General features: G+C 69.3%; 19 protein-coding genes and 1 pseudogene. 15 read left to right on the top strand and 5 right to left on the bottom strand.

Translation table 11 applies throughout. The annotated features are described in order from the left end of the window. Window position 1 precedes the first annotated feature (1 nt). From DQ384_RS35185 to DQ384_RS41745, 4 genes are read left to right on the top strand one after another with little or no spacing between them, the layout of a single operon-like run. On the top strand, window positions 2–1,795 hold the full coding sequence (locus DQ384_RS35185; RefSeq protein ID WP_147269002.1) for a SagB/ThcOx family dehydrogenase: 1,794 nt from the start codon (window positions 2–4) through the stop codon (window positions 1,793–1,795). Beyond that, complete coding sequence (locus DQ384_RS35180) at window positions 1,792–4,584, top strand: lantibiotic dehydratase (protein ID WP_114033191.1); 2,793 nt, start codon at window positions 1,792–1,794, stop codon at window positions 4,582–4,584. The genes DQ384_RS35185 and DQ384_RS35180 overlap by 4 nt, the downstream gene beginning before the upstream one ends. After that, window positions 4,577–5,608 (top strand): thiopeptide-type bacteriocin biosynthesis protein, encoded by a 1,032-nt coding sequence (locus tag DQ384_RS35175; protein WP_114033190.1) that lies wholly within the window; start codon window positions 4,577–4,579, stop codon window positions 5,606–5,608. The genes DQ384_RS35180 and DQ384_RS35175 overlap by 8 nt, the downstream gene beginning before the upstream one ends. Next, on the top strand, window positions 5,605–6,870 hold the full coding sequence (locus tag DQ384_RS41745; RefSeq protein ID WP_181871588.1) for a M50 family metallopeptidase: 1,266 nt from the start codon (window positions 5,605–5,607) through the stop codon (window positions 6,868–6,870). The genes DQ384_RS35175 and DQ384_RS41745 overlap by 4 nt, the downstream gene beginning before the upstream one ends. On the opposite strand, the gene DQ384_RS35165 is transcribed toward DQ384_RS41745, so the two are convergent. After that, a complete protein-coding gene (locus DQ384_RS35165; RefSeq protein WP_114033189.1) occupies window positions 6,867–7,397 on the bottom strand; it encodes an RDD family protein in 531 nt (176 codons plus the stop codon). The genes DQ384_RS41745 and DQ384_RS35165 overlap by 4 nt on opposite strands. Beyond that, the gene (locus DQ384_RS35160) at window positions 7,394–8,290 is read right to left on the bottom strand and encodes an AfsR/SARP family transcriptional regulator (protein ID WP_114033188.1); all 897 of its coding nucleotides are present in this window, start codon (window positions 8,288–8,290) and stop codon (window positions 7,394–7,396) included. The genes DQ384_RS35165 and DQ384_RS35160 overlap by 4 nt, the downstream gene beginning before the upstream one ends. Before the next feature lie 379 nt (window positions 8,291–8,669). On the opposite strand from DQ384_RS35160, the gene DQ384_RS35155 reads away from it, so the two are divergent. After that, the gene (locus DQ384_RS35155) at window positions 8,670–10,667 is read left to right on the top strand and encodes an AfsR/SARP family transcriptional regulator (protein ID WP_181871587.1); all 1,998 of its coding nucleotides are present in this window, start codon (window positions 8,670–8,672) and stop codon (window positions 10,665–10,667) included. A 141-nt stretch (window positions 10,668–10,808) separates the two neighbouring features. Continuing rightward, complete coding sequence (gene ligD, locus DQ384_RS35150; protein ID WP_220183299.1) at window positions 10,809–11,144, top strand: non-homologous end-joining DNA ligase LigD; 336 nt, start codon at window positions 10,809–10,811, stop codon at window positions 11,142–11,144. Window positions 11,145–11,293: 149 nt separating this feature from the next. Here the strand turns inward: ligD (DQ384_RS35150) and DQ384_RS35145 are convergent, their stop codons facing one another. Continuing rightward, window positions 11,294–11,731 carry an ATP-binding protein gene (locus DQ384_RS35145; protein ID WP_181871586.1) on the bottom strand — a complete coding sequence of 146 codons (438 nt, stop codon included), beginning with the start codon at window positions 11,729–11,731 and terminating at the stop codon, window positions 11,294–11,296. Between the two features lie 227 nt (window positions 11,732–11,958). Between DQ384_RS35145 and DQ384_RS35140 the strand changes: the two genes are divergently transcribed. The 4 genes from DQ384_RS35140 to DQ384_RS35125 all read left to right on the top strand — a co-directional run bounded on the left by DQ384_RS35140 (window position 11,959) and on the right by DQ384_RS35125 (window position 13,822). Further along, on the top strand, window positions 11,959–12,774 hold the full coding sequence (locus DQ384_RS35140) for a helix-turn-helix domain-containing protein (RefSeq protein WP_181871585.1): 816 nt from the start codon (window positions 11,959–11,961) through the stop codon (window positions 12,772–12,774). Beyond that, complete coding sequence (locus DQ384_RS35135; RefSeq protein ID WP_114033184.1) at window positions 12,758–12,985, top strand: DUF397 domain-containing protein; 228 nt, start codon at window positions 12,758–12,760, stop codon at window positions 12,983–12,985. Before DQ384_RS35140 ends, DQ384_RS35135 begins: the two co-directional genes overlap by 17 nt. 130 nt (window positions 12,986–13,115) lie before the next feature. Further along, a complete protein-coding gene (locus tag DQ384_RS35130; RefSeq protein WP_147269000.1) occupies window positions 13,116–13,418 on the top strand; it encodes a hypothetical protein in 303 nt (100 codons plus the stop codon). A 140-nt stretch (window positions 13,419–13,558) separates the two neighbouring features. After that, the gene (locus DQ384_RS35125) at window positions 13,559–13,822 is read left to right on the top strand and encodes a hypothetical protein (protein WP_147268999.1); all 264 of its coding nucleotides are present in this window, start codon (window positions 13,559–13,561) and stop codon (window positions 13,820–13,822) included. An 18-nt stretch (window positions 13,823–13,840) separates the two neighbouring features. Here the strand turns inward: DQ384_RS35125 and DQ384_RS35120 are convergent, their stop codons facing one another. After that, entirely contained in the window at window positions 13,841–16,129 is a 2,289-nt protein-coding gene (locus tag DQ384_RS35120) for a tetratricopeptide repeat protein (RefSeq protein ID WP_245967011.1), read from the bottom strand. A gap of 807 nt (window positions 16,130–16,936) precedes the next feature. On the opposite strand from DQ384_RS35120, the gene DQ384_RS35115 reads away from it, so the two are divergent. The 4 genes from DQ384_RS35115 to DQ384_RS40635 all read left to right on the top strand — a co-directional run bounded on the left by DQ384_RS35115 (window position 16,937) and on the right by DQ384_RS40635 (window position 20,145). Then, window positions 16,937–17,128: a hypothetical protein gene (locus tag DQ384_RS35115; RefSeq protein ID WP_114033180.1), complete on the top strand. Its 192-nt coding sequence runs from the start codon at window positions 16,937–16,939 to the stop codon at window positions 17,126–17,128. Window positions 17,129–17,161: 33 nt separating this feature from the next. Beyond that, a complete protein-coding gene (locus tag DQ384_RS35110) occupies window positions 17,162–17,512 on the top strand; it encodes a hypothetical protein (RefSeq protein WP_147268998.1) in 351 nt (116 codons plus the stop codon). Between the two features lie 326 nt (window positions 17,513–17,838). Further along, a complete protein-coding gene (locus tag DQ384_RS35105; RefSeq protein ID WP_114033178.1) occupies window positions 17,839–19,758 on the top strand; it encodes a cell division protein FtsK in 1,920 nt (639 codons plus the stop codon). A gap of 141 nt (window positions 19,759–19,899) precedes the next feature. Continuing rightward, window positions 19,900–20,145, top strand: a complete 246-nt coding sequence (locus tag DQ384_RS40635) for a hypothetical protein (protein ID WP_147268997.1) — start codon at window positions 19,900–19,902, stop codon at window positions 20,143–20,145. Window positions 20,146–20,778: 633 nt separating this feature from the next. Here DQ384_RS40635 and DQ384_RS35100 read toward each other — a convergent pair. Beyond that, window positions 20,779–22,278, bottom strand: a complete 1,500-nt coding sequence (locus DQ384_RS35100; protein ID WP_114033218.1) for a recombinase family protein — start codon at window positions 22,276–22,278, stop codon at window positions 20,779–20,781. Window positions 22,279–22,343: 65 nt separating this feature from the next. On the opposite strand from DQ384_RS35100, the pseudogene ligD (DQ384_RS35095) reads away from it, so the two are divergent. Then, a pseudogene (gene ligD, locus DQ384_RS35095) lies at window positions 22,344–22,961 on the top strand (non-homologous end-joining DNA ligase LigD); the annotation flags it as partial. Window positions 22,962–23,031: the final 70 nt, after the last annotated feature.

Genomic DNA, 23,031 nt, shown 5'->3' with positions numbered 1-23,031 from the left:
GGTGAGTACGCCGCCCCGCCTCCACGATCACCCGCATCTCCCCGCGCCGCCGCCCGAGGCGGATGATCACTGGGGCCCGCAGGGCAGCGCGGAGATCGCGTTGGACTACGCGCGCCGCATGTTCGAGCGGCAGCACGTGGCGCTGCCGCCGCTGGGCTTCGAGGTGGACTGGGACGACCAGCCGTCCCGGCACAAGCTGTACGAGGACACGGTGAAGGTGCCGCTGCCCGAGCCGTTCCGCGCGATGCCCCCGGCCGGGGTCGGCGAGGCGGTGCGGACGGCGCGTGGCCCCGCGCGGGCCATGGAGCCGCCCGGCCTCGGCGTCCTCGCCTCGATGCTCGGGACCTACGGGGTGACCGGCCGCCGCACGGAGCCGAACTGGAACGACGACAGTCGCGCCAAGGCCCGCAGCGACCGGGCGGTGTGGGCGCGGCCCACGGCGTCGGGCGGCGGGATGTACCCGGCCGAGAGCTATCTGGTCGTCGGCCGGTCCGGGCCGCTGCCCGCCGGGGTGTACCACTACGACACCGGGCACCACAGCCTCGACCGGTTGTCGGCCCGCGACCGGTGCGACGAGATCGCCGCGGCCACCGGGGCGCGGGCGGGGCTGTACGCGGTGGCGACGTTGCGGTTCTGGAAGAACGCGTTCAAGTACAACTCGTTCGCCTACCACGTGGTCACGCAGGACCTCGGCGCGCTGCTGGCGTCCTGGCGCCTGGTCCTCGCCGCCCACGGGACGCCGGTCGAGCCGGTCCTGTGGTTCGACGAGGCCGCGGTCGGCGCGGTGCTGGAGGTCGACGGGCACGCCGAGGCGCCATTCGCCGTCGTCCCGCTCGGCCCGGTGACCGAGACGCCCCGCACCGCGCCGGTCCCTGAGGCCAGGATCGGCGGGAGCGCGCCGCGCCGCGTCTGGGAGCGGTCGCGCCGCGTGCGGGCGTTCGAGCTGGTCAGCCGGGTCCACGCGGCGGCACTCGTCGGCGACCGTCCGCGCCCGGGCCCCGAGGTGGCACGGGCAGGGGCACTGGAGGACGCACCGGTGGAGACTCCGGCGGGGTCACCGGCGGAGTCGTCCCTCTCGGGCACGCAGCTCGGCGCGGACCCCGGTGCGGCCGTGGTCCCGCTGCCCGATCCCCTGCCGGGACCCGCCGATCTGGACGTCGGCGCCGGCCTGCTGGCCAGGCGGACGAGCTTCGGCCTGTTCAGCGCCCGGCCGCCGCTCGACGTGCGGGACCTCGGCTGGGTGCTGTCGTCGGTCGCGCAGGTGGGCCGGGCCGGCACGGACGTGGCCCCGGCGCCGCGCGCCCACGCGTGGACCGGGCAGTGGGTGCTGGCCAACAGCGTCGCGGGACTGGAGAGACGGGTTCACCGGTACGACGCCGCGGAGCACCGCCTGGTCGCCGGGCCCGCGCTGGACGTCTCCGGGCTGCAGAGGCTCTACGCGCTCACCAACTACAGCCTCCAGGAGGCGGCCGCGGTGATCGTCGTCACCGGCCGCCTGGAGGCGCTCGTGGCGGCGTACGGCGCGCGGGGGTACCGGATGCTGAGCATCGAGGTCGGCCAGGCCGCCCAGACGGCGTACCTGGCGGCGACCGCGCGCGGGCTCGGCGTCGGCGCGGTGCTCGGGCTCGACAACATCGGGATCGACGCGCTGCTGGGCATCGAGGGAACCGGCGAGCGGAGCATGATCTTCATGCTGCTCGGCCACGAGCGCCCGAGACACCACTACGACCACAGCCTGTACCGCTCCGACGGCCGCGGCGACGCGGGCGCGACTCAGGAAGGGGCGGCGCGATGACCGACCTCCTCGACCACCCGGCGGGCGACCTGGACGCCGCCGCCCCCGCGGCCCGGTGGCGGCTCGGCGAGGGGTTCCTGCTCCGCGTGGCCGGTCAGGCGGCCGGCGTCACCGCCCTGCTGCGCACGGAGAACGCCGTGGCGTGGACCCGGCGCGTCTTCGAGCGGGAGGCGGCGCGGGACGCCGCCGGGGCGCGGCTGCGCGAGGAGTTCGAGAAGGCCCTCGCCGAGCTGGACGGCGCCGACCCCGGCCGGGTCGCGCTGGTCAACCTGCGCCGGGACGTGTACAACGCCCGCCGCCCGCGCCCCGCCACCCTGGCCAAGGCCGCGCCGCTGCTCACGCCCGCCCGCGCCGCCCTGCTCACGGAGTGGACGCGGGCCATGGCGTCGGTGGACGAGGTCATGGCCGAGGGCATGGACGTCCTCGGCGCCGACCTCGCCGCCGCCCGGGCGCGCGCCAGGGAGCTGCTGGCCGACGACGCCCTGCGCTGCGCGGTGCTGCTGCAGTCGGAGGTCCTGGAGCGCAGCATGGACCGCTACCTGGACCCGGCCAGGAAGCTGGACAAGAGCGGCCGCCAGATCGAGTGGACGCTGCTGGAACTGCTCTACCGCGCCGCGCTGAAGACCAGCCCGTTCAGCACGCTCACCTCGGTCGGGCTCGGGCGCTTCACCTCCGACGCGGCGCGGCCGGTGCCCGAGCCGGTGTCCCTGCGCCAGCGCTCGACCGTCCGGCTCAACGTGGCGGTGCTCGCCCGCCTGTCGGCGGTGATCCTCGCCGACCCCGGGCTGCGCTCGGAGATCCCGGTCGCGCTGGCGCCTGGCGCCAGCACGGACGGCGAGATCACCCGGTACGTCCGCCGCAGGACCACCGCCGGGGCCGACCCGGACGCGGTCGTCGCCCTCGACGGGGTGCACGAGGACCTGTTCTTCCTGCCGAGCGGCCCCGCGCTGAACGACGTCGTCACGATCGCCCGGCAGGACCGGCTCACCCTGCGCGAGCTTTCGGAGCGCGTGGCCGCCGCCGCGGACGACCGGACGGTGGAGACCGCCGACCAGCTCCTCGGGCACCTGCTGAGGCTGGGCTTCCTGCTCGCCCCGGACCTGCAGATCGACCTGCGGGCGCACGACCCGGCGGCGGCGTTCGCCGAGGCCCTGGCGGCGCGGTCGCATCCGACGCTGCGCCAGGTCGCGGCGGCGCTGGCGGACGCGGGTGAGCTCATCGCCCGGTACGCGACCACACCGGCCCGCGAGCGCGCCGTCCTGCTGGCCGCGATCCGCCGCCTGGTCCAGGACGCCTTCGCCCTGGCCGGGGCGCCGGAGCGGCTGGTCCCCCGCACCCTGGTCTACGAGGACACCACGATCACGAGCGACGGCATGGCGACCGGCCGCGCCGCGTGGGAGGACCGGTACCTGCCGTCCCTGGCCGCCCTCGCCGACATCCTGCCCGCGTTCGACCTGAGCCTGCCGCGACGGCTGACCGCCCTGGGGTTCTTCCGCGCGCGGTACGGATCCGGGGGCCGATGCGAGGACGTGGAGCGGTTCTGCCACGAGTTCCAGCGCGACTTCTTCTCCCCCTACGGCCAGCGGGCGATGCGCAGGCGCGCCTTCGACGACGGCAACAACTACGTGCCGCAGGAGAACTGGTTCAAGCTGCCCGAGATCGCCGCGCTGGACCGGGCCCGCGAGGCCGCGTCCCTTCACCTGCGCGGCCTGGAGCCCGAGGCCGGCACGCCGGAGGAGATCCGGCTGGGCCCGGACTTCGTGGACGCGGTGCGCGCGCACCTGCCCGCCGACCGCCGCTTCGACCAGCCCTGGTCGATGTTCGTCCAGCTCGCCTCCCCCGCCGGACGACCGGGCGAGGGGCGGCTGGTGCTCAACCAGGCGTACTCGGGGCTGACGCTGATGTTCTCGCGGTTCGCGCACAGCCTGGACCTGGACGGAGCCGGGGCGCGGGAGCTGTTCGCCGACACGCTGCGCCGCTACACGCCGCCCGGGGCCGTGCTCGCCGAGCTGCGCGGCGGGTACGAGACGACGAACCTCAACATCCACCCGGCGGTCACCGACTACGAGATCGTCTGCCCCGGCGACGTCAGCACGCGGCCGCCGGACGAGCGGATCCCGCTCGACGACATCGTCATGGTGCACGACGAGCACGCCGACCGGGTACGGCTGGTGTCCAGGCGGCTCGACCGCGAGGTGATCCCCCTCTACCTGGGCTTCCTGCTGCCGATGGCGCTGCCGGAGGTGCAGCAGGCGCTGATGTGCTTCGCGCCGGGCGGCATGGCGCAGATCGACCTGTGGGCGGGCACCGGCAGGCCGATCCCGGCCGAGGGCATCACGATGTACCCGCGCCTGGTCCTCGGGAACCTGGTGCTCCAGCGCCGCATGTGGAAGCTGAACACCCAGGTCTTCCCGTTCAAGGACCCCGGGCACACCGACGCCGAGCACCTGCTCAGGGTCCGGCGGTGGCGGCGCGAGCACGGGCTCCCCGACCGGGTCTTCGCCCGCGTCGACGCCTCCGGCCGTGGGACGGCCCCGGACGAGGACGCCGGGCCGGCCCGTCCGGGCGACGACCGCAAGGCGGCCCGCAAGCCGCTGCCCGTCGACTTCGACAGCTGGATGTCGATCCAGCTGCTGGAGCAGCTCGCCCGTGGCGCCTCCTCGCGCATCGTGCTGACCGAGTGCAGCCCCGGCCTGGACGAGCTGTGGCTGCGCGACGAGCACGGACGGGCCCACGTCGCCGAATTCCTGATCGAGCTCTACGACACAGCAAGGGGTCAGCATGGGTGACGAATGGGTAGCCCTGCACGTCTTCTACGCCAGCGACGCCAACCCGATCGTGGTCGAGGCCGTGCGTCCCCTCGTCGAGCGGCTGCGCGCGGACGGCCTGATCAGCGGGTGGTTCTTCATCAAGTACTGGAAGGAGGGGCCGCACCTGCGCGTGCGGCTCAAGCCGGCGTCCCCCGGGCTGCGTGAGGAGGTCACCGCCCGGGCCCTCGACGCCGTGCGCGAGTTCCTGGCGCGGCGGCCCGCGCTCTACGAGAACGACGTCGACGGCCTCGGCGACCTCTACAAGCGGATGTACGTCGCCGAGTACGGCGAGGCGCGCTGGGCCGAGGAGTACGGCGCCGACGGCCGCATGCCGTTCCGGCCGAACAACAGCGTCGCCGTGCTGCCGTACGAGCCCGAGTACGACCGCTACGGCGGCGAGGAGGGCATCCGGATCGCCGAGTGGCATTTCGAGCACTCCAGCGACATGGTGGCCCACCTGCTGGCCACGTCCAACACGCACGTGCGGCCGGTGCTGCTCGGACTGGCCGCCCAGCTCACGCTGATGACGGCCTGTACGTTCCTCCCGGATGACGCCGCCGTCCACCGCTTCTTCCAGCGCTACCGGACCTTCTGGGAGACCTCGTACCAGGAACCGGCCGCCGACGCCCACGGCTCCTTCGACAAGAGCATGGAGCTGACCCGCGACACGTTCACGGCGAGGATGGCCAGGATCCGGGCGCTGGCCGACGCCGGAGGGGAGGCGGAGTCGTCCCGGATCGAGCGGACCTGGCTGGCCCACTGCCGGGAGCTCCGGGACCGGGTGCGCGCCGCCGCGGACCGGGGCGAACTGCTCTTTCCGTCGCGGGACGGCGGCGGACCGGCGCCGATGCCCTACGGCGAGGACCTGGTCACGGTCCTGCTGAGCTCCTACATCCACATGACCAACAACCGCCTGGGGGCGGCCATCCTGGACGAGGTCTACCTCTCCTATCTCATCGAGCGCCTGCTGGAGCCGGGCGCTCGGCTGGCGAGGTCGGCGTGACGATCGGCGAAGAGGTCTCGCGTCCCCCGTCACCGGAGGGCGACCCCGCCTGGCTGGACGAGGCCCGTCCCCGCCTCAGGGCCGCCGTCACCGTGGGGCCGGGCCTGACCAAGGGGCAGGCCGTCGTCCACTTCGTCGCCGACGCGGAGACCCGGGCGTATCTGCAGGTGGGGCCGCGTGAGGCGTTCCTCATGAGCCGCCTGGACGGCACGCGCTCCCTCGCCGAGATCGGCGCCGAGTACGCCGCGCGGTTCGGCAAGCGGCTGGCCGCCGAGCACTGGGGGCAGTTGCTGGGCCTGCTGGGGTCCCGGGGGCTGCTCGAACCCGCCGACCCGGCGCGGCTCGACGTCCTGCGGGAGAAGGCGGCGCTCGCGCGCGGATCCGAGGGCCGCTCGGCCCTGCTCTGGCGCATGCCGATCCCCCGCGCCGCCGACCTCGTCGCCCCGGCCGCGCGCTGGTCCGGCTGGCTCCTCAGGCCGGTCGTCGCCGTGCCGCTGACGCTGGCCGGGCTCGCGGCGGGCGTCCTGGCCGGGCTGAACTTCACCACGCTGTACGCCGCGGTGGAGCAGGGCCCGTCGCGGTGGCCGTTGACGCTGGCCGGGTTCCTGATCACGTGGATCATGATCGGGCTGCACGAGCTGGGCCACGGGGTCGCCTGTCACCGGTACGGAGGACGGCCCACGCAGATCGGCCTCATGTGGCGCTTCCCGCTCGTGGCGTTCTACTGCAAGGTCGACGACGTCGTGACCTTCCCGAAGGCGCGCCACCGCGTCGCCACGTCGTTCGCCGGGGTCTACGTGAACCTCATCGCGCTGCCGCCCATCGGCGCGCTGTGGCTGTGGGGGCCGCAGACGGGCTGGGCGCACAGCCTGGCCGCCGCGCTCCTGCTCTTCGGGACCGTCGCCGTCTTCTTCAACCTGCTGCCGGTCCTCCAGCTCGACGGCTACCACATGCTCGAACACGCCACCTCGACCGTCCACCTGCAGTCGGAGTCCGCCCGCTTCGCCGCCGCTTTCCTGCGCCGCGGCCCGGCGGGGGTCGGCGGTTACCCGCGCCGGGCGCGATGGATCTACGCCGGGTACGCCGTGCTGTCGGCGGCGATCCTCGGACCCGCGCTGTTCCTGCTCGTGCGGCTGTGGTTCGGCACGCTCGCCGGCCTGTGGGGCCAGGCGGCGGCCGCCCTCATCCTGCTCGCGGAGGCCGCGGCCGTCGCCGCCTTCCTGGTCTGGGCCGTGCGCCGGCGCCGGTCCGCCGCGCGCTAGTCCCGGCCGGCCACGGTGGTACCGGCGAGCAGGTCGGGGTAGGTGCGGCCCGAGGGCGTGCAGATCATCACGGCCTGCGCGGCGAGGGCGGCGTACGCGCACGCCAGGAGCGCCGCGCCGCGCTTCCGGCCCTCCTGGAGATCCCACACCCCCTGGTGCGCGAGCTCCCACGGGATCGCCGTCTTGAGCGCCGTCCGGAGCAACGCGGCGGCGTACGGCGGGGGCGACTGGGTGTCGCGCCCGCGCGCCTGGAGCCGCAGCAGCCGCTTGCCGGGCGTGCCGCCGGTCGCCTCCGCCGCCGCGAGCCCGCAGGTCACCGGCACGGTCAGCGCGACCGCCACCAGGACGCGGACCCGGGCGCCGCCGCTCCCCCGCCCGGTCCGGCCGCGCCGCACCTGGAGGACGGCGAGGAGCGCGAGCGGGACGGCGACGGCCGCGTAGTCGACGGCGGTCGCGGCGGCCCGGCGTCCGAGGAGGGCGCCCCGGGCACGCCAGGCGGGCGGCGACGACCGGACGGGCGGCGTCATGCCATCCCGCCGTACGCGCCGATCGGATACTCGACCCGGGCCTCCCCGTCGAAGGGGTCCCGGGCGGGGGACGTCCTCCACAGGGCGGGATCACCCCGCAGAATCGCCATCTCCAGCCCCTTCAGCACGGGGCTCGGCTCGAGCCCCAGCTCGTCGGCGAACAGCTGCCAGGTCTGCCGGTAGACGGCCAGCGCCTCGGCGGTACGGCCGGACCGGTACAGCGAGAGCATCAACTGGGCGCGGAGCCGCTCGCGGAAGGGGTGCTCGCCGACCAGGCGGTACAGCTCGGCGGTCACCTGGGCGCTGCCGCCGACGGCCATCTCCAGGTCGATCCAGTCCTCCTGCGCCGACAGCCTCCGCTCGGCGAGCCGGGCCGCCTCCTGTTGCATGATCCTTCCGGGGACGCCCGCCAGCGGGGCCCCCAGCCACAGCGACAGCGCCGACCGCAGCCGCCCGGCGGCCATCGCGATCCGCCCCGCCGCGGCCAGCTCCCGACCCTCGGCGACCTGCCGGTCGAACACGGTGGCGTCGAGACGGCACTCGCTGACGTGCATGGTGTATCCGACCGGGTATCCGATGATCTCCACCTCGGACACGCCCACATCGCGGATCCGGCGCCGGAGCATCGACGCGCAGTTCTGGATCTGGTGGCGCGCCCCCTCGGGCGGGCCGTCGTCCCACACCGCCTTGATCAACGACTCCACCGGCACCAGGCGGTTCGCGTTCAGCAGGAGCGCGGCCAGCACGACCTGCTGCCGGGGGCTCTTGAGGTGAAGGCGCCGATCGTCGTTGCACACGTGCAGGGGCCCGAGGACGCGAAACCCGATCTCCGACATGCGGACCTCCGCTTGCTGCTTGGCGACCGTCTCATACCTGATCAGACCTGGGTACATTGCCGGTCTATCGGAAATACATCGACGGAGGCCCCAGACCGGGACGATCGCCGCCACGCGCTGCGAGAGCGGTCGGCGAGAAGGGCCGTGGCGTGCGGATGTGCGGACAGGGCCGCACACGACCGACGCACGGTTGGCAAATCCTGATCATGCGGACATCGCAATACTGGCAGAGTTCACGGCGATTTCCAGTGATGAGCCCTTTACGGGTACGCGGGAACGATCGACTATGGGGCCATTGACGCCCCCTTTACTGTCCGTACAGTCCCCTTGACCGTACTCTGGCCTGGTCAGCGCTATCCCGGAGCACGACGATCGTATGGAATTCGGCCTGCTTGGACCCCTTGTCGTCAAGACAGCGACCGGGCGGGAACTGTCCTTGAAACGCGCGAAGCACCGGCATCTCCTGGCCGCTCTGCTCCTCCAGCCCAACACCACCGTCGCCGCGAGCCTCCTCATCGACCAGATGTGGGGCGAGCGGCCGCCGCAGTCCGCGCGCAACAACCTCAAGACGTACGTGTGGCAGCTCAGGCGGATGCTGGCGGCGCTCGACCACGGCAGGGCGCACATCGAGACCTCCGGGAACGGCTACCGGATCACCGTGCGGCCGGACCAGCTCGACACCCTCCTGTTCCAGGACCTCACCCAGCAGGGCGGCCAGGCCCTGCGCCGCGGTGACGTCGCGCTGGCCGAGGCCACGTTCAGCCGGGCGATGGACCTGTGGCGCGGCGAGGTCCTCCAGGGCGTGACCCTCTCCGGGCCCCTCAGCGCCTGGGCGGTCACCCTGGCCGAGGACCGCCTCGAAGTGCTGGAGGACCTCATGGAGGCCCGGCTCGCGCTCGGCCGCCATTCGGAGGTGATCGGCCCGCTGCGCCGCGCGGTGCACGAGCACCCCCTGCGGGAACGGCTGTGGATCCAGCTCATGACCGCGCTCTACCGGGACGGCAGGACCGGCGAGGCCCTCCACGCGTACCAGAGCCTGCGGCTGCATCTGGTCAGCGAGATCGGGGCGGAGCCCGGCCCGGCCGTCCGCCGGCTCCACCAGCGCGTCCTCGCCGCCGACCCCGGCCTCGACGCGCACGCGCCCACGGCCTGCCTCCACGCCTGCGAGGAGATCTCGGCGCGTGGGGCGGCGACCACCGGCTCCCCGCGGTGCGCCGCCGCGCCCGCCGCCCCGGCGGAGCTGCCGTCGGACGCCGGCGCGTTCGTGGGCAGGGACGCCGACCTCGCCCGGGCGATCGCCGTCCTCGGCGATCCCGCCACCGGACCGGGATCGTTCGTCGCCATCGACGGCCCCGCCGGGGTCGGCAAGTCCCGGCTCGCCGTCCGCCTGGCCCACGCGGTCGTCGCGGCCTATCCCGACGGGCAGCTCTACATGAACCTCCACGGGGCGTCGCCGGGCCTCGCCCCGCTCACCCCCGGCGAGGTGCTCGCCCGCTTCCTGAGATCGCTCAACGTCCCCGGCGTGAGCGGCCGTGAGGACGTGGACGAGGCCGCCGCGCTGTTCCGGACCCGGACGGCGGGCAGGCGCATGCTCGTCGTGCTGGACAACGCCGCCGACGCCCTCCAGGTGCGGCCGCTGCTCCCGGGCGGGTCGACGTCGACCGTCATCGTGACCAGCCGCACCAGGCTCACGACCTTGGACGCGACCGTCCGCCTGCACCTGGACATGCCGGGCGAACGCGACGCGATCGGCCTGCTGGCGGCCTTCGCCGGGCCCGAGCGGATCGAGGAGGATCCGCAGGCGGCGGCCAGGATCGTCGAGCTGTGCGGCCGCCTTCCCCTCGCCGTCCGCATCGCGGGCGCCCGGCTGGCCGCCCACCCCCACTGGCCGGCGGCGCGGCTGGCCTCGCGGCTGGCGTCGGCCGAGAGCCGGCTGGACGAGCTGGCCCAGGGCGACCTGTGCGTCCGCACGAGCCTGTCGGCCGGTCACGAGCTCGACCGCCATCCGGAGGCCGCCGAGCTGTTCAGCCTGCTCGGCCTCCTGGACCTCCCCGATGTGACCGCTCCCGTCGCCGCCGCGCTCGCCGGTCGCGGCACCGACGACGTCCACACGTCCCTGGACGCGCTGGTCCGCGCCCGCCTTTTGGAGAGCCACGCCTCGGACGGCTACCGCATGCACGACCTGACCCGGCTGTTCGCCCGCGAGCGGGCCATCAGGACGCTGCCCGAGAGCGATCGCGCCGCCGCCGTCCGCCGGGCCGTCCACTGCCGCCTGCCGGCCTCCCGCGCCGCCACCGCCATGCCCTCGCTGTCCACCCTGATCGGCACCTGGCCGGGCCGCCACGACGAGAGGACCTTCGTCACGTCGGCGAGCCCCTCGGCTCCGGCGGCCGGCCGGGCGCCGTCGATGCCGGGCCAGACGTCCCGCGCGTAAGACCGGCACCGCCGCGCGCCCGGCCGGACCTCCTCGACGCTCCGGCGTCCGGCCGGGGCGGCGGCCGTGGAGCCGCGGCGATCCGGGGCCCGGCGGCGCGCGAGGTTGACCCCGTAATGTCCTGGTGGGCATGGTGGGCTGGTGACCAGCGATGAGACGCGTGACGGAGTTCCGCTGACCAACCTCGACCAGCCGCTGTTCGACGGGGCGGGCGCGACCAAGCGCGACCTGGTCGACTACCTGGACGCCGTCGCCGGCCGCATCGTCCCGGTGCTGCGCGGCCGGCCGCTCTCGGTGATCCGCGTGCGGGCGGGCCAGGAGCCGTTCATGCAGAAGAACGTCCCGAAGTACACGCCGGAGTGGGTGCGCACGGTGACGCTGTGGGCGGAGACCTCACGGCGGCAGGTCTCCTACGCCCTGTGCGACGACCGGCGCACGCTGCTGTGGTTCGCCAACCAGCGCGGCTGCTTCCTCTAACCACACTACCGCTCCCGGGGGAACCACGGGAGCTTTGTGAGCCCGGAGCATCTTGGCGGTGATGCGTGCCCAGCTCGCACATTCTCAGGGCAACGACACCACGACCGGCGCCGAGCTGGGGCGGTCGCTGACGGCTTCCCCATTGTCGATCACGGGTTGGGGTCGTCGTTGGGGATGACGCACCACACGAGGAACCCCCCGCTCTTGGTGACCGTCGCGCCCCAGTCCGACGAGATCGCGTCCACGATGAACAAGCCCCGTCCCCCCTCGCGCATCGAGTTCTCAATGTCGTCCTGTGGGGGGTCGAGTATCGGTTCCTCTTCCAGGGCCGTCCCCGCGTCCTGGACTTCGAGCCGGAGGGCGCTGCCGCCCAGGTCGAACAGGCGCAGCCACACCACTCCGCCCGCTGTGGCGTACCGGACGGCGTTGGTGACCAGCTCGGACGCCGCCAGGCGTACGTTGAAGTTGGCCGGGTGATCCGCGCCTATCCACTTGTCGATGGCCTCCCGTGCTACGCCGGGGGTGTCGTCGCGTCGTAGAAGCTCTACCTCGCCTATCAGACTCGCGGTGAACGGAATTGCGCGCATTGGGTGGGGATCCTGTCTGCGAGTGGCCTTACGGCTGTTCATCCGATTTGTCATCGGGCTTGCCTGTCGCCGTGCGTTTGTCTCCGAAAAGCAGATTCCCAGGATGCCTGCGCTCATCTAGAGTGCGCATAGGACCGACCAACACAGGTGTCTCACACATCTGTTGCGGTAAATCTAGTAGTGACTCGCTACAATTTGTAGCGGTGAGGGGAGCTGCGATGCCGCCCATGAAACCCGATAAGTCGGTCAGCCCCGAGGCTCGGTTAGGCGTTGAGCTGCGACGACTTCGGCAGGCCGCTGGCCTTTCACAGGAGGAGCTTGCGCGGAAAGTCAACTTCTCTGCCGCGATGGTCGGTTTCGTGGAACGCGCGGAGCGCACGCCAAAACAGGACTTCATACTTCGTTGTGAAGCAGCTCTAGGTATCAGTGGCCCCCTTCTGGAGCTGTGGGGGGCATGTGAAACCACCTCACTACGCTGGTTCCGGCCCTGGACGAAGATTGAGGCGTCGGCCCGCGCCATCAGGACGTGGCAACCCGTGCTCATCCCTGGACTGCTCCAGACTCAGGACTACGCCCGCGCCGTTCTGAAGACCGAGCCGGGGATCTCTGAGGAGCAGGTTGAGGAGTTACTGACCGCTCGTGTCCAGCGACAGAAGATCCTTGATCGCCGGACACCGCCCATGCTGGCCGTCGTCATCGACGAGTGCGTATTGCTTCGGCCCGTGGGGGGCGCCCGCGTGATGGCCGATCAACTAGGCCATCTGCTCGACCTCATGGCACGGCCGTGTATCTCGGTGCAGGTGGTACCGCTGGCTGTCGGAGCGACGAACGGACTAGCAGGTGCGTTCGCCCTCGCACAGGTAGCGGGCGAGAGAGATGCCGCCTACCTGGACAATGCCATCAATGGACAGGTAACCGATCGCGCGGACGATGTACATGCCGTTAGCCTCAAATACGACGCGGTTCGCGCGTGGGCACATCCACTACACGTATCCGAGCAAGTGATACGGGAGGCGAGAGGAAAGCATGAGTCTGCGGGATGAAGTGGCAAGCGAGCTGGCGACGGCCGCGTGGCGCACCGCCACCAAGACCAGCTCCAACGGCGGGGACTGTGTCGAGGTCGCTCCCCTGTCCGGCGGTCGCGTAGCACTTCGCGACACCAAGGACAAGGGCACAGGCCCCGTGCACGTCTTCACTCCGAGTGAGTGGGATGCGTTCCTGGATGGCGCCAAAAAGGGTGAATTCGACTTCTGACCTTGCCATTCGACGTCACAGAGGTCCCCCGGTCGTTGGCCGGGGGACCTTTTTGTCGCTACAAGTAGGTTGTATTCGTGTACGGGCAGGCACGCGACGTAGTTGCATCCGTGCTCTACGGTGATCCGCCGTGACGATGCCAAGAGACAAGCCTCAGCTCATCAGCGTGACCGTCGGTGGGCACAAGATCGCCGTACGAGCGCATGACATCTTCGTCTACCTCGCGGAGATACACGCGGAGCGGAAGACCGATGTGATTCGAAGTGACGTCTTCGGGGAGCACGCGGACGCGCTGAGCTACGTCAACGACGAGGGTGAGGCCGGCGGCTACGCGGAGGTCATCGCGTACGACATCACCAACCCCAAAGAGCCGGTACGCCAGAGGGCGGTCTACCGGACCGAGTACCCCGACAACTATCTCCGCACTGTCTAGACCATCTCGGCGCTGCGGCGCCCGCAGCTACACCTCCGTGGGGGAGGCGTAGCGTTCCCAAAGCCAGCGACGGAAGACCTCAGGCCGTGACCCCTTCCGGGGTCACGGCCCTTTTCTCATGTCGGGATAACGTTAGCCGGGTGAGTAGCTATGAGGTCAGCGTGGGCAACGCAGAACCGGTGCGGGTGAAGACGTTTCAGGAGGTCCAGCGGGTTGTCATGGAGGCTCTGACCAGCCTTCTGGCGCAAGACCCCGAGGCAGCCGCAGAGGGTGTCGGGATGGCCAACCGCGCGTTCGTCGTGGGCACGGTCGAGCATGCGCTTAATTCCCATCGCTCTTGGCGCACGGTCGTAACTGTCCACGGTGAACCGGTCTTGGTACTCGTTAGGAAACGTCTGTGGTGATGGGTCTGGTGGGTCTTGTTACTCCTCAGCTTGCCGGTTGTCTGGGGCGTTCGGTGGCTCGTGTTCGGTTGCCTGGAGTTCGGCTGTGGTGAGGAGCTGGCGGGCTATCTGGGTGTAGTGGTGGTCCGGGCCGTAGAGGCGTTCGCGGTCGGTGAGGACTTGCTGATGTAGGGGGATGGCGCGGTCATGGTCGCCAGCTAGCTGGTAGGCGTAGGCGAGGTTGCTGCGTGCGGTGATGGTCTCGGAGTGGTCGGGGCCGTAGACGCGGGCGTAGTCGGTGACGGACTGCTGATGGAGTTCGATAGCGCGGCCTAGATCGCCGGTCGCCCTGTACGAGCTGGCCAAGTTGGCGCGGCCGTTGAGGGTGTGGGGGTGGTCAGGGCCATGGATGCGTTCGTAGTCGGTGAGATTGCGCTCGTGGAGTTGAAGTGCGCGGGCTTCGTCGTGCTGTAGCGCGTAGAGGTAGGCGAGGTTGGCCCGCGCGACCAGAGTTTCCGGATGGTCCTCACCCAAGATGCGCTCAGAATCAGCAAGATTGCGCTGATGGAGGGGGGTTGCCGTGGTGAGGTCGCCCGCAGCGCGGTACGCGCTGGCGAGGAAGCTGCGGGCAGTCAAGGTGTCTAGGGCGTCGGGGCCTTGAATGCGTTCGTAGGCGTTGACGGCCCGCTGAGCGGATGCGATGGCCTGGTCGAAATGACCGTCACCTTGCAGGAATCCCGAAGTGGCACGCAGGATGCTCGCAGTGTCGGGGGTGTCCTGATCCTGACCGATGTGATCGGTGAAAGCCAGGGCGTGTGGGAAGAGTTCGCGCCAGCGGGGCCAGCTAGGGACGTTGAACAGAGGATTTTCCGGGAGGGAATCAAGTAGGAGCTGTGCGGCGCGGTCGCGGGCCTGGCTAACCGTGACGGGCGCGCTGTGGGGCCTGGCGGCGTCGGGGATGCGGGCAACTGCTTGGACCAGCCGGTGAACGGTGACCGTCTGCGGAGTCAGGGTGATCATGCTGTAGGCGTTCAGCAGGGCAAGGGCGTCATCAACCGTAAGTGGGTCTTCGTGCAGTTGATAGGCGAGATCGCGGGGAATCGGGTCGGGAGCGAGCCATGCGAAGGTGCGGAGGATCTCGCCGGCTAGCGGCTGCCTGCCCGCAATGGCCTCAAGTGACAGTTGCCAGATCCGGGCAATAGTGCGCTGTCTGTCGGACTCCCCGCTCGCGTCAGATGCAGCCGAGGCGGCGAACATGCGGGCAGGGTAGCGCCGCAGGCGGTCTAGGTAGGCGGCTGGGGTGATCGCCGCGTGCTGGATGTAGGCGGCTGCCTGTTCCAGCGCCAGCGGCAGGTAGCCGAGTTCGGCAGCGAGACGTTCAAAGACCGCCCGGTCGGCGTCGTCGCTCGGATTGGTGATTCGCGTGAGTAGGTCCAGCGCGGCATCGGGAGGAAGCAGGGCCAGCGGCAGAGGTCGTGCAACGCGGTGCCATCCCGTGGCGTGACGGCTGGTGATCAGGTGCCGACCGGCGGCCAGTATCCCGAGCACGGATTCGATGCTTTGCGGTGAGTCCGCGTCATCGAACACCAAGAGCCAGCCGTCATGGGCTTGCAGCCAGCCGATGGCCCAGGCGGCAGCCTCGGCGCTGGTCTTGGCCGTCAGGTTCTCATACGGGTTGAGTCGGGCGGCAAGCTGGGCAAGCCCCGTGACGACGCTGACGGACGAATCAGCGGTAATCCACCATATTGGGTTGTATCGGTCGCGATTGCTGTGTGCGAACTGAAGAGCCAGCGTGCTCTTGCCGGTACCGCCTAGGCCGTGCACTACGGGCGGAGCGGTGGGCGGTTCCTCGCCCAGGACCGCGTCCAGATGCGCTAGGACGTCAACCCGGTCCACAAAAACTTGGTTGCTGGGAGAGGGTAAATTGCGCAATCCCCGCACCGCCGTAATCTCGGCGGGCGTGCGGACGGCATCCGCCGGCAAATGGACGGTACGAGCGTCGATCGTGGCGCCCTCGCCGGTACTTATGACGCCGGTATTAATACTGACCCCGGGCGAGTGAGGGTCAAGCCCATCTTGGGTATCCGCCGCTGCCTGCGTGGACCGGCCGGTAAGGGCGGCGAATCGCTCTCTCACGGCCGCCGAAGCTTGCGCCAGAGCGGAGTCAAGAACCTGCTGTGTCTCCGGCCGTGGCCGCATCTCAAGTTTCTCGTGCCAGTCAGCGACCGTGCGCAGCCCTAATCCCAGATGCGTGGCGAATTGCTGATTACTCATCCGTAGCGCGGATTGCAGTGCACACGCGTCCCGCCCTGTCCAGCCGTTCACCATCTCCACTGGCTACCGCCTCATTGCCGTTTTCGTACGGTGGTCGATGTCGCCAGCATAACTCGGCGCCCCCTCACAGATCAGACTTCCACCGCTTCCGAGGCTGAGAACGTGCGCTTGCCTGCGGATGGCGTGCGTTTGCACATGCCCGGCAAGGTCCCCGCGAGGCTGACCGCCGCATCCGCTCGCCCACGTCACAGGGGCGGGAAACGCCGATCTACCAGCCCCGCACGGCGAACCGCACTGCGACCGCACTGGTAATGCACTGAAGCCGCATTACGGCCGCATTGGAACCGTACCTAATACCGGATGGAATTCAGGTATGGAAATCACGGCCACCGAAAAAGCCTCCCTCCGGCTTGTTTCGGCCAACTGCGGAAGCGAGTAAGCGAATGTTCTGGAATGCCGTACTGGCTGGCATCGGGCTTATGGCCGTTTCGACGGTCGTAGTCTTCGTGGCCCTGATCATCGGAATTCATCGGGGTGACCGTCACCATTTGGTGAACGCGCCGCGATCTGGTTCTGACGCTTTGGCGCGTCGGTTCCTCGTGCGAGTCCGCTACTCCGGTAGCGCGGAAGGGAAAGACCAGTGAGTCGAGTAAATGACATTTCCCCGGTTACCACCGCCGCCCGTCACCGCACCGATCGCCGTGGGTGCCCCTGTGGTGCGGCGCTGGAGCTTGGCAACAAGCGTTGCGGCAAGTGCCGTGCCCGCGCTCGCTGGCGTCGTCGTAAGGCCCGTCACGACGGCATATGACACCTCACGTGCTTCCACGTCCAACGGTCTAGCCGGAAGGAGGTGATGCCCCTATGACCGTATCGATTCCCCTCGTGGTACTGCTCGGCGTGGTCGTCGTGCTGGCCGTGCGCTACCTCAAGTTGCGCCTGTGGATGGCGCTGATCTGCGCCGTGTTCGGCTACCTGACGGCCGCGACCACGCTGGCACCCGAGATTGACCGCGCCCTGCGCGCGTTCCTGCACTGGATCACTCCCGGTAGCTGACCTGTCCACCGACCCTAGAGAGGTGATGCCTCAGTGGCCTACCGACTTCCATACCCTGACCCCGAACTTCAGGAGGTGCTGAACCGTAACGACGTAGCCCGTGAACTCATCGCCAATTTCGCCCGATCCACCGCGACCCTTGGCGACCTCTGGCACCACGTCACCGCTGCCCTTCACGACACGTCCGTCCTGGTCGCCGAGATCACCCGACTCCGCGCCGAGATCAGTAAGACCCGGCTGCACCGTGCGAACCTGACCGCCGCCATGCGCGCCGCCCTGAGCGCCGACGCGGACGGCGAACCCGACCCTCTGTCCTACCTGCGTGACGAGCTTGCCGACCAGGCAGGCACCCTCGCGCCGAGCAGCCCGGACGGTGGCGCATGACACGGCCACCGTCCGACCCCGACCACACGCCCGACCGCTCCATCGTGACCCCGCTGACGGGCTTCACCTGGTCGGATCCGGCGACGGGTACCGGCCCTGACCAGGACTCGGGAGAGAGCGCCGGCACTGCCTCCGGCCCCGACGACGCCCAGGATGCAGAGGATGGTGCGTACTTCGATCGAGAATCGGTTCCCAGGGATCAACCGGCGGTCGGACCGCCGGTTGATCCCCCCGACGATGGCATGCCCCCGGACCGGTCCCCGACCGGTCCGGGGCGCGCCCCGGTCGTCCCGCCATGGATGCGCACGAGGGTCGGTAGGCGTGCCATGTTCGCCTGGTGGGCCAGGGATGCCGCCTATGTGCTCGGTTACCACACGGTTCGCCTCCCCAAGTACGCGCTCAAGACCGCCGCGTATGCGCCCGTCGGGTTCGTCTCCGGCATCGCCCGCGTGCTGCGCTGGGCCAGTGCAGAGGATGGCAACCGCGCGTTGAGGCAGGCCGCGGCGGACCGCAACGACCCTGTCACCTGGCTCAAGCTGGACAAACAGCGGGAACGGCAAGCGCGCTGGCGCTGGTCGGTGCTGTTGCTGGTCAGCCTGCTCACGGGGGCATCGGTGGTGACCCTGCTTATCTTGGACGTGACGGTGCCGGATTGGGCACGATGGGCATTGCTCGCCGTGCTGACACCGCTGTTAGCCCGTGCCGGACGGCCTGAGGACAAGCCGATCACCGATCGCGTCAGCCAGGGGTCGCGCTATCGCAAGCTCACGGCTGAGTTGGTAAGGCGTGCCCTGCTCAGCATCGGTATACCGGCGATCAACAGCGCCGTGGCCAAGGATCAGCACGCCATCAGCTTCCCGGATGAGATCCACCGAGACGGCCCCGGGCATCTGGCCATCGTGGATCTGCCCTTCGGCGTGGAAGCCGTCGACGTCGTCGCACGGCGCGGCAAGCTGGCGTCCGGGATGCGGCTACCGCTGGACCAGGTATGGCCAGAGCCCGCCCAGGGCCATCCTGGACGGCTGGCGCTTTGGGTCGGCTACCAACCCGCGAGCAAGACGCAAACGCCGTCCTGGCCGCTGTTGAAGGGCGGCAGGGTGGATGTCTTCACGTCCTTCCCGCTGTTCGTCACGCCCCGCATGGAGATCGTCAACGCCATGCTGATCTTCCGCAACTGGTTGATTGGTGGGCAACCCGGTTCGGGCAAGACGTTCCTATTACGACTGCTGGTCCTGGCAGCCAGCCTCGACCCGCGCGCTGAGATCAGGGGGTATGCGCTCAAGGGGGTCGGAGACTTCGCGGTGGTCGAACCTGTCTGCGCCGAGTACGGCGATGGCCAAGACGACGCCACAATCGGCAAAGCAGCCGCCATGATCAAGTGGCTGTATCAGACCGAGTGCCAGCAGCGCGCGGCGAAGATCGCCCACTATCACGCGCTGGGCATGGCCCCGGAAAACAAGGTCACGTCCGAGTTGGCCTCGCGCAAGGGATCAGGGCTGCATCCGCTCGTGGTCTTTCTCAACGAGGCGCAAGAGCTGTTCCAGCACTCGGAGTACGGCGCTGAAGCCGGTGAGCTGTGCGAAAAGGTGATCAAGCTTGGGCGAGCGCTGGGCGTGATCTTGCTGCTAGATACCCAGATCCCGGACAAGGACAGCCTGCCCACAGGGATTACCCGCAACATCAACACACGCGTGTGCATGTCGGTCCGCGATCAGGTCGCCAATGACATGATCCTCGGCACTGGCATGTACCGGGCGGGCTATCGGGCGACCGTGTTCGAGCCGGGAAACGACAACGATCCGGGCGACGCTGGTTGGGGCGTGGTCGTCGGCGTGGGCAAGCCTGGTGCCCGCCGAAGCTTCGAGGTCAACGCCGATCAGGCCAAACAGGTCGTCGCACGGGCGATCGAGATGCGGGTTGCGGCGGGCACCATGCCCGAACCCGACACCCAGACCCGACCCGATCCGCCCGCCTACGATCTGCTCTCCGATCTCGCGCGCATTTGGCCTGCCGGAGAAGATGCCGCGTGGAACGCGGAGCTGTGCGAACGGTTGGCCGAACTCCGGTCGGAGGTCTACGCCGGATGGCGCTCCGAACAGCTCACCAGCGCCTTGAAGCCTCTCGGGGTCAAGGTCGGACCCATCGGCCGCCGCATCGACGGCAAGAAGCACACCAGGCGCGGCATCTACCGCGCTGATCTCGCCCAAGTCATCGCGGAACGTAATCAAAACCGCTCCGCCGACTAGGCGCGGAGGGTGCTTCCGGAAGCAGGTGACCATACTTCCGGAAGCACCCCCGCTAGCACCCTGATATGCCATCTGACCAGGCCGGTAGCAGGTAGCAGCCTGACCGCCGACTAGCCCGAAACCCCCTCAGGAGGTGGTTTCTTGCCCACAGACACGCTGATTGCTTTCGCGGCGATCACCCTTCCCATCCTGTTCACGCTGCGTTACGCCTTTCTCTGCTACGTCCGACCGTTCCGCGAACACCAACGATGCCGTGGCACTGGCCGCATTCCCTACCCGTTCGGCCTATCCGGCTGGCGCTTCTGCCCTCGCTGCAACGGCACTGGCCTACGCCTCAGGCTCGGCCGCCGCCTGTGGAACCGCACCCGCCGCCTGTACCGCGACTGAACTGGCTAACTCGGAACGACGCCATCCAATGCCCGCCGTGCGCGGCAGTGCCGTGCACGGCGGAAAGGGAAGCGCCCACCTAGAGAAAGAGGTGATGCTCAACGAGTAATCAATGCGACGGAAATCTACATCCCTGGACCAACGCGGAGACTGGCGCGGCAGGATGGAAAATCATCACCCCAACTCGCCGGCTCGCCCTTGCCGTAGCCGCTATCTCCGGCGGAACCGTCCACGCTCACGCAGCAAGTGAATGGCAGATCCGGATTCCACACGCAGCGCTCACAGTCGTCGTCGTGGATGCCGACGCCGAAACCCTCAGGTGCCGTCTCGACACCAGACATTTTTATGCTGGCCTCTTCGCCCTAGATTTTACGCCCTGGCCTGCCACAAGCGTACTGAAATTCCCCCTAGAAGCACTGCCGAGAGAGGGGCAACTATCGATGCACGATGTACGAGTGATCACACGCATGGGCCGCACAGTCCGCTATCTGGTTCCCAGATTCACCTCAATCTGAATCCGTCCAAAGAAGATAGTGACCTAATTCCCGATGTTCAGCGGAAAAGGCATCAAGCAAAACCGCCCGGCACCTACACGCGTAGGTGTCGGGCGGTTGCTACGCCACGCGCGCCGCCTTAGCCGGTGAGTTCAAGCCCATCTAGGCTAAGCTCCATGCCGGTAATGACCACACGTGGATCGTGGCCAGTGGGGTGCAGCACCACGCGGACCTCAAATTCTGCGAGCATTTCCCGCCGCTTGACGGAATCTCCTGCGTCCCATTCCTGGGCTATCGTCCGGCCGGTGGGCACCATTCGCATTCCCGGCTTGCGTTCCGGTAATGCCTTCAGCGCCGCAATCTCCTCCCCGATCCGCCGATATTCGGCGCGGTACCATTCCGCTTCGTCGGGATCGTCGTATAGCCCGGCTTGGCGGTCCTCTCGCAACCGAGTACGTGTAGCCGTCAACTCCGCGACCTGGGCGGCATGCCCGGTTCCGGGATCGTAGACTTTTCGCATGACCTCTCCGGCGCCGTAGAGGGAGAGGAACCATTTGCCAACGAGGGCGTCCAAATCGGTGATTGGCATGAAGGGGGCTGGTCTGCAATGCGCCGACGCAGGAATCCCCCGTACCCGCGCGGTGCATCCGTACCGACCTGTGACGTAGAGTCGCGCCCCGCAGTTACCGCAGAAAGCGATACCCGCCAGTAGTTGCGTGCTTTTCGGCGCGCGGCTGCCACTGCGTTTCGGCGCGGTTTTCTCGACGAGAGCGTCATGGGTCGCCCGATCCCACAACGGATCTGCTATGCGGACTGGCCGTCCATCCGAACCAATCACCGGTCGCAAATCGTGCATGAGATATCCGAGCGCAGCCTCACTGCACAAGATGTACTTGACTGCTTTCGCCCTCCATGGCCTGTTCTTCGTTGGACGGCCATAGAGTTGGGCGCGGCGATCAGACGGGCAGGGAATGCCTTCGCGTGTCAAGCGTGCCGCTTCTGTCGCACACGTAATCTTTTCCGTCTCGTCCGAAAGAATTCTTCGCGCTACTTCCCGGATAATCTCGGCGGCTACCGGATCGATCGCTACGTGATCGACCTTTGCTGTTGGGGCGAGACGGACATACATGTACCCATACGATGGGCGCTGCCTGGGCTGTCCTGCCGCCCGTGCCCGTAGGGCCTCGTCGCGATTGCGTTTCTGGATCGCACGCAGTTCCATTTGCGATCCCCACGCCTTTACCAGCCATTCGTTTTCCTGGTTCGGGTCGCTGAAATCCCAGACCCCCACGTGATCGGCCGTGACGATGACGCGACCTTGATCGGTTAGTAGAGCCTGCGTGTTCAACGTGTCCCGCACATTGCGCCCGACGCGATCGACGGTGGCCGCCGCGATACCGTCATACGGCCCCATCTCCCCACGCAACCACGGTCCGAACCTCGGCCGCGTCAGCGGGTCCGTGGCACCGGAGACCTCCCAGTCATCGGCCCATGCCACGATGTGGCCCCCGGCGTCCGCTGTGGCCCGTAGGACCTGGTCTGCCTGGCGCTGCGGGCTACTGGTGGCGTCGGTCTTCCTGCTCAGCCGACGTACCCCCACCAAGCAGCGCCCGCACCCGTCGTACTCCGTCGTGAGCATGTCTTCCATGGTGCCCCGCTTCCGCTGTGTGTGGATAGCGGAAGTAGCCGCGCGCGGTCGAGTACCACCCGGCGCTGGTCACGGCCGACGCGCTGGACACGCCGACGCACATGATCCTCGACCTGGACCCGCCGGAGGGGGACGCGTTCGGCATGGCGGTCCGCGCGGCGCATCTCGTCCGCCGGGCGCTGGCCGACGACGGGCTGGCGGGCGCGGTGAAGACCAGCGGGGCGAAGGGGCTGCACGTGTTCGTCCCGCTGGAGCCGGGGATCGGCATGGAGGACATGGCGGCGGCCACCCGGGCCGTCGCCGCGCGGGCCGAGCGCCTGGACCCGGCGCTGGCGACGACCGCGTTCATCCGCGATGACCGCGGGGGCAAGGTGTTCCTGGACTCCACGCGGGCCGGCGGGGCCACCGTGATCGCGGCCTACAGCCCGCGCATCAGGCCCGGGGTGCCGGTGTCGTTCCCGGTGGCGTGGGACGACCTGGACCGGGTGACGCCGGGCGACTTCACGCTGCGCACGGCGGCGGGCCTGGCCGGGGACGGCGACCCGTGGGCCGAGCTGATGCCCGCGCCGCAGCGGCTGCCGGCCGACCTGATCGAGGAGGGGCACACGATCCCGGTGGCGCGCGTGCAGGCCATGCACGAGGGCAAGCGCCGCGCCCGCGCCCGCCGCGGCTGACCGGCTGGCGCTTCGCGGGGAAACGCCCAACAATTGCCGTGCACGCACGGCGGCGACCGACCGCCGTGTG

The organism is Sphaerisporangium album, from assembly GCF_003323745.1.
Taxonomy (GTDB): domain Bacteria; phylum Actinomycetota; class Actinomycetes; order Streptosporangiales; family Streptosporangiaceae; genus Sphaerisporangium; species Sphaerisporangium album.
Note: the sequence above shows the minus strand (reverse complement) of the source record. Positions and strands in the feature narration are given on the sequence as shown.